We start from the raw sequence: 13,558 nt of genomic DNA on the forward strand, positions 1-13,558 counted from the left end.
CGGGGGGGCCGCCCGGGCGCCCCCCCCGGCCCCCCGCCCTGGTGTGTCAGCCCTCGTCCGGCGTCAGCCGCAGCGAGATGGAGTTGATGCAGTACCGCTGATCGGTCGGGGTGGGATAACCCTCCCCCTCGAACACGTGCCCGAGATGCGACCCGCACCGGGCGCACCGCACCTCCGTGCGCACCATGCCGTGCGAGCGGTCCTGCAGCAGTTCCACCGCGGACGAGTCCTTCGGGTCGTAGAAGGACGGCCAGCCGCAGTGGGACTCGAACTTCTCGTTGGACGTGAAGAGTTCCGCGCCACAGGCTCGGCACGAGTAGACGCCCTTGGTCTTGGCGTCGGTGTACTCACCCGTGAACGGCCGCTCCGTGCCCGCCTGGCGCAGGACCTGGTACTCGGCCGGGGTCAGCTCCGCGCGCCACTGCTCGTCCGGCTTCTCGACGTCGTACGACATGAGTCTTACGCCCCTTACTTCGACTGCAGGTGGTCCAGGATCAGCGGGCCGAGGTCCGTGACGTCGCCCGCGCCCATGGTGAGAACCAGATCCCCCGGCTTCGCCATTCCCGCGATCACCGCGGGCACCTGGGACTTGTCGTGGAGCGGCGTCACGTCCGCGCCCGCGGAGCGCGCCGCCTCGATGATCAGCTCGCTCGTCACACCCGGGACCGGGTCCTCGCGCGCCGGGTAGATGTCCAGGACGACCGAGGCGTCCGCCAGGGCAAGGGACTGGCCCATCTCCTTGCCCAGTTCCTGGGTGCGGGAGAAGAGGTGGGGCTGGAAGACGACCAGGATGCGGGCACCGTCCGCCGCCGCGCGCATCGCCTCCAGGTCCGCCGTCATCTCCGTCGGGTGGTGCGCGTAGGAGTCGATCACCTGGACGCCGGCTGCCTCGCCCTTGAGCTGCAGTCGGCGCTTGACGCCCGTGTACGCGGCCAGCGCGGGCGCCAGCTCCGGCGCCGGGATGCCCATGGCCACGCCCGCCGCCAGCGCGGCCACCGCGTTGAGGGCGTAGTGGCGGCCCGGGACCGAGACCGTGAAGGTGCGCTCCGTGCCGTCCAGCAGGACCGTGACCTCGCTCTTCAGGCCCTGGGGCACGATGCCGAGGACCCGGACGTCGGCGTCGGCGGCCTCGCCGTACGTCACCGTCCGCACCGACGGCAGCCGCCGCGTCAGCTCCCGCGCACCCTCCTGGTCCGCCGAGATCACCAGTGTGCCGCCGGGCCGGATCTTCCCGGCGAAGGTCTCGAAGGAGTCGTAGATCTCCTCCATCGAGGCGTAGTTGGCGTGGTGGTCCAGCTCGACGTTGAGCACGATCGCCACCTCGGGCGCGTACTTGTGGAAGCTGCGGTCCGATTCGTCGGCCTCGGCGACGAAGATGTCACCGGTGCCGTGCAGGGCGTTCGAGCCGGGGGCGTCCAGGTCGCCGCCGATCGCGTAGGACGGCTCGAGGCCCAGCTGTGAGAGGGACACCGCCAGCATCGACGTCGTGGTCGTCTTGCCGTGGGTGCCCGCGACGGCGATCGGGCGCAGTCCGTCCATGAGGGAGGCCAGCGCGTCGGAGCGGTGGACCACCGGGATGTCCCGTTCCGCGGCCCGGGCCAGCTCCGGGTTGTCGGCGCGGATCGCCGACGAGACGACCACGCAGGTCGCGTCGTCCGCCAGATGCTCCGCCGCGTGCCCGATGTGCACCGTCACGCCGAGCGCCCGCAGGGCGTCGGCGGTCGGCGACTCCTTGGCGTCGCTGCCCGCGACCTTCGCCCCGCGCTGCGCCAGGATCTTGGCGATGCCCGACATCCCGGCGCCGCCGATGCCGATGAAGTGCGGTCGGTCCATGGCGATAGGAAGGCCGGGTGCCATGCGCGTTTCTCCCAAGGCTGGTACGGGTCCGTCGGCGCCCGAAGGCGCGGGCCCCAGCCTATTGCCTCGCCCTGCCACGCCCCCACTCACCGTCGCTGTCCGGGCGGCCCGCCGGCCGCTACGCCTTGCTGTGCGAGAACAGCTTCAGCACGGGTACGCCCACCTTGTGCCGGGCCCGGGAGGCCCAGTCGCGGTGGAAGAACTCCTCCACGTAGTGCGGATCGGTCAGCACGATCACCTCGTCGGCGCCGGCCTCGTCGACGAGCGTCCTCAGCGCGTCCAGCGGATGATCCTCGACGAGCCGCCCCTCGGCCTCGCTGCCCGCCGCCCGCAGCGCCGTCAGCGACACCTCCAGGGCCTGCCGGCCGAGGGCCGCCGCGTCCTTGCCCTCCGGGGTGTCGCCCTCGTGCGTGGCCTCCTCCAGTTCACCGAGGGCCACGTCGTCGATGGCCCGCAGCAGGCGGTCGGCCTGCTCGCCGCGGGGCTGCAGGAGCACATGGAAGGCGACCGGCTCGTCCCCGTGCAGGGTGGAGACGAACTCCACGTCGGCGGACGTCAGGGCCTTCTCGATCATCAGAACGCTAGTGAACACACCAGGCACCCTTCTCCTGAGTGGGCCGTCCGTAGACCCCGACACAACCATCCTGCCCCTTGAGCGGTCCGGGGCCGTGGGTTTCCGTGTGCCCGGCGAAGAAGAACCGGAACAGTCGACAGTGATCGAGGCCCCCGGTCACTCACCGCGCACGCCGGTAACTCACCGTTCACGCCGGTAACGCCCGAAGAGGAACCCGCCGTCCTCCAGCAGCGAGTCGAGCTCCAGCCGCCGCGGCACCTCGACCCCCGGTCCGCCCGCGATGCGCTGGGCGTCGCCCGCCGTGAGCATCGGTGCCACCGTCAGGCACAGCTCGTCCAGCGCCTGGGCCGCCACCAGCTGGCCGAGCAGCCGCGGTCCGCCCTCCGTGAGCAGCCGGGCCAGGCCGCGCTCGGCCAGCGCGGACACGATCCGCTCGGGTTCCGCGCCGACGCCGTCACCGGCGACCACGACCTGCACGCCCACCAGCTCGGCCGCCGCCCTCCGGTCGGCGGGCGCCGCGGCCCCCGTGACGATCAGCGTGGGCACCAGCGGCGAGGTGAACAGCGGCAGCGAGAAGTCCAGGTCGAGGCTGGCGCTGACCACGGCGACGGCCGGAGCGGGCCCCTGCCCGGCGGCCGCGCGCCGCGCCGCGAACTCCTCACGCGCGCGTGCCGGCCGGTACCCCTCCTTGCGCACCGTCTCCGCGCCCACCACCACGGCGTCCGCGAGCGCGCGCAGGGTGCCGAAGATCCGCATGTCGGTGGGGCTGGAGATGGGCCCCGAGCGCCCGTCGTGCTGGGCGGCGCCGTCGAGGGTGCTCACCATGTTGGCGCGCAGCCAGGGTTCGTCGCCCTCGGGATACGCGTAGGCCTCGGCGAGCTCGTCCAGCCCCCACTCGCGGTCCTTCTCCGTGGTCGCTGCTGTCTGGTCGGTCACAGGGAACAGGCGTCGCATGTCGTGCAGTGTTCCACGACGCTTAGCATGGGTAACCGTGTCGACCTCCACAGCCGCCTCCGGAACCGGCTCCACCTCCGCAGCGGCCCCGCTGTCCCTCTGCGAGCGCGCACCGCACGTCCCCGCGGACCGGCTCGTCGCCGAGATGGTGCCGCCACCGCGCTTCGACTCGGTCCGCTTCGAGACCTACCTCCCGGACCCGAACCAGCCCAGCCAGACCGAGGCGGTACGGGTCCTCAGCGGCTTCGCCGCCGGGCTGGGCGGCGCGCATGCGACGGGCGCCGGCAAGCGCAGGCTGTTCGGATTCGGCAAGCCCGCCAAGAACACCCCCACCGGGCCCCGCGGGGTGTACCTCGACGGCGGCTACGGCGTCGGAAAGACCCATCTGCTCGCCTCCCTCTGGCACGCCACGCCGGCCGAGCCCGCGCTCAAGGCGTTCGGCACGTTCGTGGAGCTGACCAACCTGGTGGGCGCGCTGGGCTTCCAGCAGACCGTGCGCACCCTCTCCGGCCACCGCCTCCTCTGCATCGACGAGTTCGAGCTCGACGACCCCGGCGACACCGTCCTCGTCTCCACTCTCCTCGGCAAGCTGGTCGACGCGGGCGTCGCCCTCGCCGCCACCTCCAACACCCTGCCCGGCAAGCTCGGCGAGGGCCGCTTCGCCGCCGCCGACTTCATGCGCGAGATCCAGGGCCTGTCCGCCCACTTCCGCGCCCTGCGCATCGACGGCGAGGACTACCGCCACCGCGGCCTGCCCGAGGCACCGGCGCCCTTCACGGACGCGCAGGTCACCCAGGCCGCGTACGCGACGCCGGGCGCTTCGCTGGACGACTTCCCGCACCTTCTGGACCACCTCGCGAAGGTGCACCCCAGCCGGTACGGCGCACTGACCGACGGTCTGAAGGCCGTCTGCCTCACCGACGTCCGTCCGGTACCCGACCAGTCGACCGCCCTGCGCCTCGTCGTCCTCGCCGACCGTCTCTACGACCGCGAGGTCCCGGTCCTCGCCTCCGGGCTCCCCTTCGACCGGCTCTTCAGCGAGGAGATGCTGAACGGCGGGTACCGCAAGAAGTACTTCCGCGCCATCTCCCGCCTGACCGCCCTGGCCCGCGACGCGAAGCCCCTGGTTTCCGGCTGACGACAGCCACCCGGTCCAGCCGGGGCCAGGCCGGTCCAGCCGGGGCAAGGCCGGTCCAGCCAGGGCCAGGTCCGCAGGGGCAGTCCGTGGGGCCAGTCCGTAGGGGCAGGTCTGACCCGTCGTGAGAAAAGCCACGGCCCCCGACAGGCGGACCATCGGCGGCGCGCACCCGACCAGCCGCGCCCACCAGCCGCTTCACCCTGCACACCCGCGAATCCAAGTCTCCAAACCCTGAGTTCACGCCACCTCACGTGCCGATTTGCTGCCTCACGAGAGCGAAACGTTACGTTAACCTTGCAACCAACTCCCCGGGTTACCGTAGGCATTCGGCCGGGGCCCAACGGGTAACGGCAGTACGGAGACGGAAGGGGGCGCATGGTTGGCGGAACGACGGCCCGGGCCTTGTTCGCGGCCCTAGCCGCCGTCCTGATGGCCCTTCAGGTCTTCTTCTCGATGGCAGGGCACACCACAGCGCACCGCCCTCCCGCCGTCACGACCGCCGTCACGACCGACGCGAAGGTCGTCACCGAGGCGGTCACCGAGGGCATCCCCGCGGCGGAGAGCGCCAGTTGCGGAAACTCCCGGCACTCCGAAAGCCGAATATCGCCCTTCCGAGCCACTCGCGACCGTTGCCGTCCGGCGGACTCCGCCCCCGGAGACCCCAGCGGCCCGCCGCTCGACCGCGATCCCGCCGTCGGCAGCGGCCCCGACACCGCGCGCCCCGCCGCTTTCCGGACGACGAGATCCTCGGCGTCCCACTCCGCAGCGGCCCTTCAGGTCTTCCGCTGCTGAACCGCCCACTCGGGTGGGCAGAAGGGCATCGGCCACCCTCACCACGCCACGTCCGCCGAGCGCGTCGACGTGGGGCCGTGTCCTCGTGTCCCCGTACCCGCACTGCCACGTTCTCGTAAACCGACGCGCCGCCCGAAGGCGCGCCAGGAGGAACTGACAATGCAGCCCCTCATCGATCACGCCCGTGCACACGGACAGCGCCCGGAGGAGTTCGCCCGGCTGGCCGAGGGCCAGTCCCCGCAGGTGCTCTTCATCACCTGCTCCGACTCGCGGGTCGTCCCCGCCCTGATCACCGGAGCCCGGCCCGGTGAACTCTTCGAACTCCGTACCGCGGGCAACATCGTCCCCCCATACATCTCCCAACAGCCCACCAGTGAAGCCGCCACCATCGAGTACGCCGTGGAAGTGCTCGGCGTGAGCGAGGTGGTCGTCTGCGGTCACTCGCACTGCGGTGCCGTCGGCGCCCTGGTGCGCGACGAGGACCTGACCGCCGTACCGGCCGTACGCGAGTGGCTCGCGCACGCGACGCCCCGCCCGGCGGGCACGGTCGAGGACCCGACCGTCGCGGAGGCGGTGCAGAGCCATGTGCTCACGCAGTTGCTGCGGCTCAGGTCGTACCCGTGCGTCGACAAGCGTCTGTCGGACGGCCGACTGCGCCTGCACGGCTGGTACTACGAGGTCCACACCGGATCCGTACTGGCCCACCGCCCGCAGACCGACACCTTCGCGGCCCTGTGAGCGCCGGCATGGAGAGCACACAGAGCAACAGTCCGCGGCCCAATCCCCGTCAGAGTCACCAGCTGAATCCGAACGCGAACCCGGACGCGGACCGGAACGCGCCCCGGAAACCGGTTCGCCACCCCCATCTGCGGCAGGACTTCGCCGCCTCCCTCGTGGTGTTCCTGGTCGCGCTGCCGCTGTGCGTGGGCGTGGCCGTGGCCTCCGGCGTACCCGCCGAACTCGGCCTCGTCACCGGCATCGTCGGCGGCATCGTCACCGGCCTGATGCGGGGCAGCAGCCTCCAGGTCTCCGGCCCGGCGGCGGGTCTGACCGTGCTGGTCTTCGAGGCGGTGCTGGAGTACGGGCTGCCCGTGCTCGGCGTCATTGTGCTCGCCACCGGGGTGCTCCAGGTCCTCATGGGCGTCCTGAAGCTGGGGCGCTACTTCCGGGCCATCTCGGTGTCCGTGGTCGAGGGCATGCTGGCCGGGATCGGGCTCGTCCTGATCGCCGGACAGCTGTACTCGCTGGCCGGAACCGAGGCCCCCGCGTCGGGCCTGGGGAAGCTGGCGGGCCTGCCCGGGGCGCTGGTCGCGGCGGCCGGGAACGCCGAGGCGCTGGCCTCGGTGGGCCTCGGTGCCGGCACCATCGCCGTGATGGTGCTGTGGAAGCACGTGCCGCGGCAGGTGCGCACGGTCCCCGGCCCGCTCGCCGCGGTCGGCCTGGCGACCCTGGTCTCGGTGGCGTTCAGCCTGCCCGTGGCGACCGTCGAGGTGAAGGGCCTGCTCGGGTCGATCCAGCCGCCGGCGCTCGACGCCTTCGGGGAGCTCGCGAGCGTGGGCGTGCTCGGCACGATCGTCGCGTTCACACTGATCGCGTCGGCCGAGTCGCTGTTCAGCGCCGCGGCGGTGGACCGGCTGCACGACGGGCCGCGCACCGAGTACGACAAGGAACTGGTGGCGCAGGGCGCGGGCAACACCATCTGCGGGCTGCTCGGCGCGCTGCCGATGACCGCGGTGATCGTGCGCAGCGCGGCCAACGTCCAGGCCGGGGCGAGGACCAAGGCGTCCCGGGTGCTGCACGGTGTGTGGCTGCTGCTGTTCGCGGCGCTGCTGCCGTCCGTGCTCGCGTACATCCCGATCCCGGCCCTCGCGGGCATCCTGGTGCACGCCGGCGCCAAGCTCATCCCCATACGGCAGATCGCCGGGCTGTGGCGCGAGCACCGCGGTGAGGTGGTGATCCTGGTGGTCACGGCCGTGTCGATCGTGGTGGTGAGCATGTTCGAGGGCGTGCTGATCGGCCTCGCGCTGGCGGTCGTGAAGACGGCGTGGGAGGCCTCGCACGTACGGCTCGAGGTCGTCGACAAGGGAGCCGGTCCCGTGCAGGCGTATCTGTCGGGCAACGCGACCTTCCTGCGGCTGCCGAAGATCCTCGACAACCTGGAGGCGCTCCCGCAGGACCGCCCCGTCGAACTCGACCTGTCCGGCCTCCACCACCTGGACCACGCCTGCCGTACGGCCCTGGAGACCTGGGCGGAGCGGCACAGCGCGGCCGGGACCGAGCCGGTGAAGGTGACCGCGGACGCGGTCTGACCCGGCGACCGGTGACCCCGGACGCGTGACCCGCAACCGGTGACCCCGGACGCGGTCTGACCCGCAATGGTGACCCCGGACGCGTCTGACCCCGACTCGTCACCCCGCGCACCGCGGCCCGGTGGTGAGACCCCAGTGGTCTCACCACCGGGCCGTTGCCGCACGGGCCGGGCCCCTCACAGCTGCCTCTCGCCTCTGGAACACACCGGGAATATCGTGGCAGAGCAGACATAACAGGCCCCTGCTGTGGGGGCCTCTCCCTGAGGGGGTCGTCATGCTCCAGGACCTGCTGGCAGCACTCGCGTCGGCCGCGGCCGTCGGGCTGGTGTACGTCGCCTCGGCGGCCCGCATCGTCAAGCAGTACGAACGCGGGGTGGTCCTGCGGCTCGGGCGGCTCTCCGGCCCCGTCCGCGCGCCGGGCTTCACCATGGTGGTCCCGGCAGTGGACCGGATGCACAAGGTGAACATGCAGATCGTGACGCTGCCCATCCCCGCGCAGGAGGGCATCACGCGGGACAACGTCACGGTGCGGGTGGACGCCGTCGTCTACTTCAAGGTGGTCGACGCGGCCAACGCCATCATCCAGGTCGAGGACTACCGTTTCGCGGTCTCGCAGATGGCGCAGACGTCGCTGCGGTCGATCATCGGCAAGAGCGATCTGGACGATCTGCTCTCCAACCGGGAGAAGCTCAACCAGGGGCTGGAGCTGATGATCGACAGTCCGGCCGTGGGGTGGGGTGTGCAGATCGACCGGGTGGAGATCAAGGACGTGTCGTTGCCGGACACGATGAAGCGGTCGATGGCCCGGCAGGCGGAGGCCGACCGCGAACGCCGGGCGCGCATCATCAACGCGGACGCGGAGCTGCAGGCCTCGAGGAAACTGGCGGAGGCGGCGCAGGCGATGTCGCGGCAGCCCGCCGCGCTCCAACTGCGCCTGTTGCAGACGATCGTGGCGGTCGCCGCCGAGAAGAACTCCACCCTGGTCCTGCCGTTCCCGGTGGAACTCCTCCGCTTCCTGGAGCGCTCACAGGGCGTGCCCTCGCCGTTGGAGACGAGCAGCCAGCCGGCGGCCGGGCCCCCGGAGACAGGTCGGGGGGAGACAGGGCTCCCGGACGCAGGGCATCCGGACACAGCACTCCCGAAGACGGGACCAGCGGAAACAGGACTCCCGAACAGGGGACTTCCCAACACGGGACTACCGGAGACGGGACTACCGGAGACGGGACTACCGGAGACGGGACTACCGGAGACGGGATTCCCGAAGTCGGCACTTCCGGAGACCGGCCCCCCGAAAGGGAGCCAGAGCCACCCCGACGGCGAGTCATCGGTCAGGGATCCCGGGCGGACTTACCCCGAGTGACAGCTGTTGCAGGCGTGGTTCCCGAGCCCTCCCGCCCGTGATACACACGGCTGGGTCACTGTCCTGTCCGCCAGCAGGAAGGTTGCCCCATGTCCGAAACCCCGTCCGTAACACGCCGTCAGGCGATCGCGCGCACGGCCGCGCTGGGTGCGCTGGGTACCTCGATCGCCTTCGCCGGAGATCTCTCAGAACTCTTCGCGGGCACCGCCTCCGCCCAGAGCGGCCGCGGCGGCTACGGCCCCCTTGTGCCCGACCCCCGCGGGCTGCTCGATCTGCCGGCCGGTTTCCGCTACCGGGTGCTCTCCCGCGAGGGCGACCGACTGCGTTCCGGCGAGGGCGCGGTCCCCGGCAACCACGACGGCATGTCGGCCTTCGCGGGCCGCCACGGCCGGGTCCACCTCGTGCGCAACCACGAGAACCGCCACAACGCCGCACGACCGGTCCCGGTGATCGAGGGCCTCACCTACGACCCGGCGGGCAAGGGCGGCTGCACCGCGCTGACGCTGGACTCCCGAGGCCGGGTCCTCGCCGAGCGCGTGGCTATCGCCGGCACCGCGGTCAACTGCGCGGGCGGCCCGACCCCGTGGGGCACCTGGCTGACCTGCGAGGAGACCGAGGACAAGGCCGGCACCAACGGCTACACCAAGGACCACGGCTTCATCTTCCAGGTCGACCCGGCGGACCCGTACCGCACCGGAGCCGTACCGCTCACGGCGATGGGCCGCTTCCAGCACGAGGCGGTCGCCATCGATCCCGCGCGCGGCATCGTCTACGAGACCGAGGACGCGTTCCTCAAGCCGTTCGGCCTCTTTTACCGCTTCCTCCCCCAGAAACCGCTGGGCGGTGTCGGCTCCCTGCGCGCGGGCGGCAGACTCCAGGCGATGCGCGTACCGGACGTGCCCGACCTCTCCGCCGTCCAGGAGATCGGAGCCGCCTTCGACCGCGTCGAATGGGTCGACGTCCCGGATCCACTCGCGACCGGGACCCCCATCCGTCTGCAGGACTTCGGTCCGAAGGGCATCACCCACGCGCAGAAGCTGGAGGGCTGTTACTGGGGCGGCCGGAGCGTGTACTTCGTGTCGTCGTTCGCGCGCAGCACGGAGGGGTCGGCCGCCGACCACTACGGGCAGATCTGGCGCTACGAGCCCACTGCGCGCCGCCTCACGCTGGTGATCGTCTTCGGTCCGGGCACCGACCTACAGCTGCCCGGTGAGTCCCCCGACAACATCTGTCTCGCCCCCAGCGGCGGGCTCATGGTCTGCGAGGACGGCAACGGCGCCCAGCACGTCTACGGCGTGACCCGGCGCGGCGAGGTGTACCCGATGGCACGCAACAGGCAGAACGTGGGCACGCCCGAGGAACCGGAGTGGGGCGAGTTCGCCGGCGTCACGTTCTCGCCGGACGGCGACACGATGTACGTGAACTGCTACGCCCCGGGCACGACCTTCGCGGTGACGGGCCCCTGGCGCCGCTGACGCCCCGACGCCCTCTCCTCGGGCCTAGTGCCCCAACAGGCAACGTTCACCCCGTCGCGACGCCCGGCACTCCCCCAAGCTCTGCGAGCAGGGGGACCCCCACTCGCCGCACCGGCCGAAAGCCCAAGTACATCCAGTACGAGGACTTCCGGCCGGCACTCCCCCAAGCTCTGCGAGCAGGGGTACCCCCAGAAGACGCCCCGGACGCCGCTCCTTGACGGGCAAGCGTTGCCTGCCGGGGCACTAGCCCGGAGAACTCCCAGGTCGTCTAGGTGCGCGTCGACGGGGTACCCGGGGCCGCATGACCGAGAAGCGCTCGAACAGGTCGTACTGGATGGAGACGGCCCCGGGTACGCCGCTTCCCCCGCTGGAGGCGGACCTCGACGTCGACGTGGCCGTGGTGGGCGCCGGTATGGCCGGGCTCAGCACGGCCTGGGAGCTGGCCCGGGCCGGGCGGCGCGTGGCCGTCCTGGAGGCGGGCCGCGTCGCCGCCGGGGTCACCGGCCGCACCACCGCCAAGCTGACCGCGCTGCACGGTCTGGTCTACGGCCGGCTGCGCCGTACCCGGGGCGTGGAGGGAGCGCGGCTGTACGCGCGCTCGCAGAGCGAGGCCGTCGAGCACGCCGCCGCGATCGTGGAGGAACTCGGCATCGACTGCGAGTGGGAACGCCGCGACGCCTTCACCTACGTAAGGGACCCGAGCGGCGCCGACAAGGTGCGGGCCGAGGCCGAGGCCGCCCGGGAGGCGGGGCTGCCCACCGAGTACGTGACCGAGTGCGGGCTGCCGTACCGGATCGCGGGCGCGGTGCGGCTCCCCGACCAGGTCCAGTTCCACCCGCGAAAATACCTGCTGGCGCTCACCGCCGATCTGCTCGCGCACGGTGCGGCGATCCACGAGGAGACGGTCGTGACGGGCCTCGACGAGGGGGAACCGTGCCGACTGCGGACCCGGACCGGGGCGACGGTGACGGCCCGTGACGTCGTGGTGGCCACGCACTACCCGCTCTTCGACCGGGCGCTGCTGTTCACCCGGCTGTCTCCGCGCCGGGAGCTGGTCGTTGCCGGGACGGTCGATGCCGAGCAGGATCCGGACGGCATGTACATCACGCCGGAGGAGAACACGCGCTCGGTACGGACGGCCCCGTACGGCGACGGGAAGCGGCTGCTCGTCATCACGGGCGAGCACTTCACTCCGGGTTCGGGCGACTCGGCGGAACGGTTCGACCGGCTCGCCCGGTGGGCCGACGAGCACTTCCCGGGCGTAGAGCTCAGTCACCGTTGGGCCACCCAGGACAACGACTCCACCGACACAGTGCCGCTGGTCGGCCCGATGCACCCGGCGGCCCGTCACACCTTCGTGGCGGCCGGGTTCGGCGGCTGGGGCATGAGCGGCGGCATCATGGCGGGACGGCTGCTGGCGGCGCTCGTCACCGGGAACTCCGGGGACTCCCTGGGCGCCGGGCGCGCCCGGGGAGACGCGGACGCCGCGGACGCCGGGGCCGCCCGGGCTTCCGGGCGGAAGCCGCCGTGGGCGGACCTGTACGATCCGCGCCGCGTCCGGTCGGTGGTGCGCGAGGCCCCGCAGTTCCTCAAGTTCCAGGCGAAGTCCGCCGCCCACTTCATCGGCGACCGGCTGCGCCCGCCGAGCTCGCTCGACGACATCACTCCCGGTCAGGGCGCCGTCGTGCGCGTCGACGGCCGCCGCCTCGCGGTCTATCGCGACGACGACGGCAAACCGCACGCCGTGTCGGCCCGCTGTACCCACCTCGGCTGCCTGGTCGCCTTCAACCCGGCGGAGCGCACCTGGGAGTGCCCGTGCCACGGCTCCCGCTTCGACCCGGACGGCCAGGTCGTCCAGGGCCCGGCCATCCGGCCGCTGAGGCGAAAGGACGTGTGAGTCCGGTGCTGGGCCGCACGGTCCGGCACCGGCCTACGCTGGAGGTATGAGCGACTACTGCAGCGCAGGCCCCGCCGCCGAGGCATCGCGGGGCGAAGGCGTGGCCGCGGTCGAGGGCGCGGTCACCGGGGGCCCGCCCTTCGCCGAGTGCGTGCTGTGCCGGGAGCCCACCGAATACCCCGAGTCCTACAAGGGCATCACGCTCTGCCCCGTCTGCGAGTGGCGGGAGGCCGAGCGCACGGCCTGCTCCGGCTGAGGAGCGCCGGCTGGGCACGCTCCACCCGAGCACGCTCCGGCTGAGGGGCTCCGGCTGAGGGGCGCCGACCGTCACCGGCGCGAGGTGATCGCGCAGGCCACGGCGGTCGCTGCTGCCGTGAGCAGTGCGGCGGTCAGCAAGGGGAGCACCGAGGACGGAACGGTCCCCGACTCGGAGCCGGTGACCAGGTCCGAAACCGCTGTGCGGGCCGGTGAGCCGGAGACCACCAGCGCGAGGAGCGTGGCGAGGAGCATCGCGGGGACGGCCTTGCCCGGGGAGCGCAGCAGCGGCCAGGTGGTCAGGGCGCCGACTCCCGTTCCGAGCAGGGCGCAGACCAGCGCCGCCAGCAGCCCCGCCGTACCGGCCGCGAGGACGGACACCTCCGTCCGCTGGTCGTTGCTGGCCGGGTCGCTGATCGCCGTGACCAGGACGGCCCCGACGACACCGAGCCCGACCGCCGCGACCAGCGCGACCAGCAGACATGCCAGGTGGGCCCGTCCGGGCCCGGCCGCTGCGGCGGCCGGGCCGCGGACTTCGGGCGGCTCGTTGGTGGCGCAGATCCGCACCAGCCAGGCCGCGACGGGTACCAGGGGCGCGGCCGCGTACCCGAGGGAGTCCAGCACCGGCTGGCCGGTCTGGACACCGATGCCGAGGAAAGCCGCGTAGAGGATGACGGGCGGCAGCCAGCGCTGTGAGCGCAGCAGCAGCGATGTCTGGTAGCGGAGCAGAGCGGTCATCGGTCGGCCTCGGTCCGTCGGGGATGGGCGGTGGCGTTACGGGGACCGTCCTCGGCCAGGGAACGAGGCCGAGGAATCCCACCGGCCCCGGCCCCCGCGGTGGCCCCGACACCGGCCCCGGCCTCTGCCAGGCTCCCGACGCCGACGTCGGCCTCTGCATCTGCCCGGCGCCCAATTCCGGCCCCGGCCCCGGCCTCTGCATCTACCAG

General features: G+C 72.1%; 13 protein-coding genes. 8 read left to right on the forward strand and 5 right to left on the reverse strand.

Annotation, left to right across the window (positions count from 1 at the left end; genetic code table 11):
- Window positions 1-46: 46 nt before the first annotated feature.
- The 4 genes from msrB to EF387_RS02350 form a co-directional block, all read right to left on the reverse strand.
- On the reverse strand, window positions 47-454 hold the full coding sequence (gene msrB / locus EF387_RS02335; protein ID WP_128374775.1) for a peptide-methionine (R)-S-oxide reductase MsrB: 408 nt from the start codon (window positions 452-454) through the stop codon (window positions 47-49).
- Window positions 455-468: 14 nt separating this feature from the next.
- Window positions 469-1,857 carry a UDP-N-acetylmuramate--L-alanine ligase gene (gene murC / locus EF387_RS02340; RefSeq protein WP_128374776.1) on the reverse strand — a complete coding sequence of 463 codons (1,389 nt, stop codon included), beginning with the start codon at window positions 1,855-1,857 and terminating at the stop codon, window positions 469-471.
- Between the two features lie 118 nt (window positions 1,858-1,975).
- Entirely contained in the window at window positions 1,976-2,449 is a 474-nt protein-coding gene (locus EF387_RS02345) for an indole-3-glycerol phosphate synthase (RefSeq protein ID WP_202918121.1), read from the reverse strand.
- Window positions 2,450-2,611: 162 nt separating this feature from the next.
- On the reverse strand, window positions 2,612-3,385 hold the full coding sequence (locus tag EF387_RS02350; protein ID WP_128374777.1) for a pyrimidine reductase family protein: 774 nt from the start codon (window positions 3,383-3,385) through the stop codon (window positions 2,612-2,614).
- A 37-nt stretch (window positions 3,386-3,422) separates the two neighbouring features.
- Between EF387_RS02350 and zapE the strand changes: the two genes are divergently transcribed.
- From zapE to EF387_RS02390, 8 genes are all read left to right on the forward strand, one after another.
- Complete coding sequence (zapE, locus tag EF387_RS02355; protein ID WP_128374778.1) at window positions 3,423-4,523, forward strand: cell division protein ZapE; 1,101 nt, start codon at window positions 3,423-3,425, stop codon at window positions 4,521-4,523.
- A gap of 375 nt (window positions 4,524-4,898) precedes the next feature.
- Entirely contained in the window at window positions 4,899-5,315 is a 417-nt protein-coding gene (locus EF387_RS02360; protein WP_128374779.1) for a hypothetical protein, read from the forward strand.
- A 159-nt stretch (window positions 5,316-5,474) separates the two neighbouring features.
- The gene (locus tag EF387_RS02365) at window positions 5,475-6,053 is read left to right on the forward strand and encodes a carbonic anhydrase (protein WP_128374780.1); all 579 of its coding nucleotides are present in this window, start codon (window positions 5,475-5,477) and stop codon (window positions 6,051-6,053) included.
- 8 nt (window positions 6,054-6,061) lie between these two features.
- Window positions 6,062-7,624 (forward strand): SulP family inorganic anion transporter, encoded by a 1,563-nt coding sequence (locus tag EF387_RS02370; protein WP_128374781.1) that lies wholly within the window; start codon window positions 6,062-6,064, stop codon window positions 7,622-7,624.
- Between the two features lie 274 nt (window positions 7,625-7,898).
- The gene (locus EF387_RS02375; protein WP_128374782.1) at window positions 7,899-8,984 is read left to right on the forward strand and encodes a slipin family protein; all 1,086 of its coding nucleotides are present in this window, start codon (window positions 7,899-7,901) and stop codon (window positions 8,982-8,984) included.
- An 89-nt stretch (window positions 8,985-9,073) separates the two neighbouring features.
- Window positions 9,074-10,459 carry an alkaline phosphatase PhoX gene (locus EF387_RS02380; RefSeq protein WP_128374783.1) on the forward strand — a complete coding sequence of 462 codons (1,386 nt, stop codon included), beginning with the start codon at window positions 9,074-9,076 and terminating at the stop codon, window positions 10,457-10,459.
- 301 nt (window positions 10,460-10,760) lie between these two features.
- Window positions 10,761-12,356, forward strand: coding sequence for an FAD-dependent oxidoreductase (locus EF387_RS02385; RefSeq protein ID WP_128374784.1), 1,596 nt, complete (start codon window positions 10,761-10,763; stop codon window positions 12,354-12,356).
- 46 nt (window positions 12,357-12,402) lie between these two features.
- Entirely contained in the window at window positions 12,403-12,612 is a 210-nt protein-coding gene (locus tag EF387_RS02390) for a hypothetical protein (protein ID WP_128374785.1), read from the forward strand.
- Window positions 12,613-12,683: 71 nt separating this feature from the next.
- Here the strand turns inward: EF387_RS02390 and EF387_RS02395 are convergent, their stop codons facing one another.
- Window positions 12,684-13,349 (reverse strand): ABC transporter, encoded by a 666-nt coding sequence (locus EF387_RS02395; RefSeq protein WP_128374786.1) that lies wholly within the window; start codon window positions 13,347-13,349, stop codon window positions 12,684-12,686.
- Window positions 13,350-13,558 lie beyond the last annotated feature (209 nt).

It is taken from the genome of Streptomyces cavernae, from assembly GCF_004023625.1.
In the GTDB taxonomy this organism is placed as follows: Bacteria; Actinomycetota; Actinomycetes; order Streptomycetales; family Streptomycetaceae; genus Streptomyces; species Streptomyces cavernae.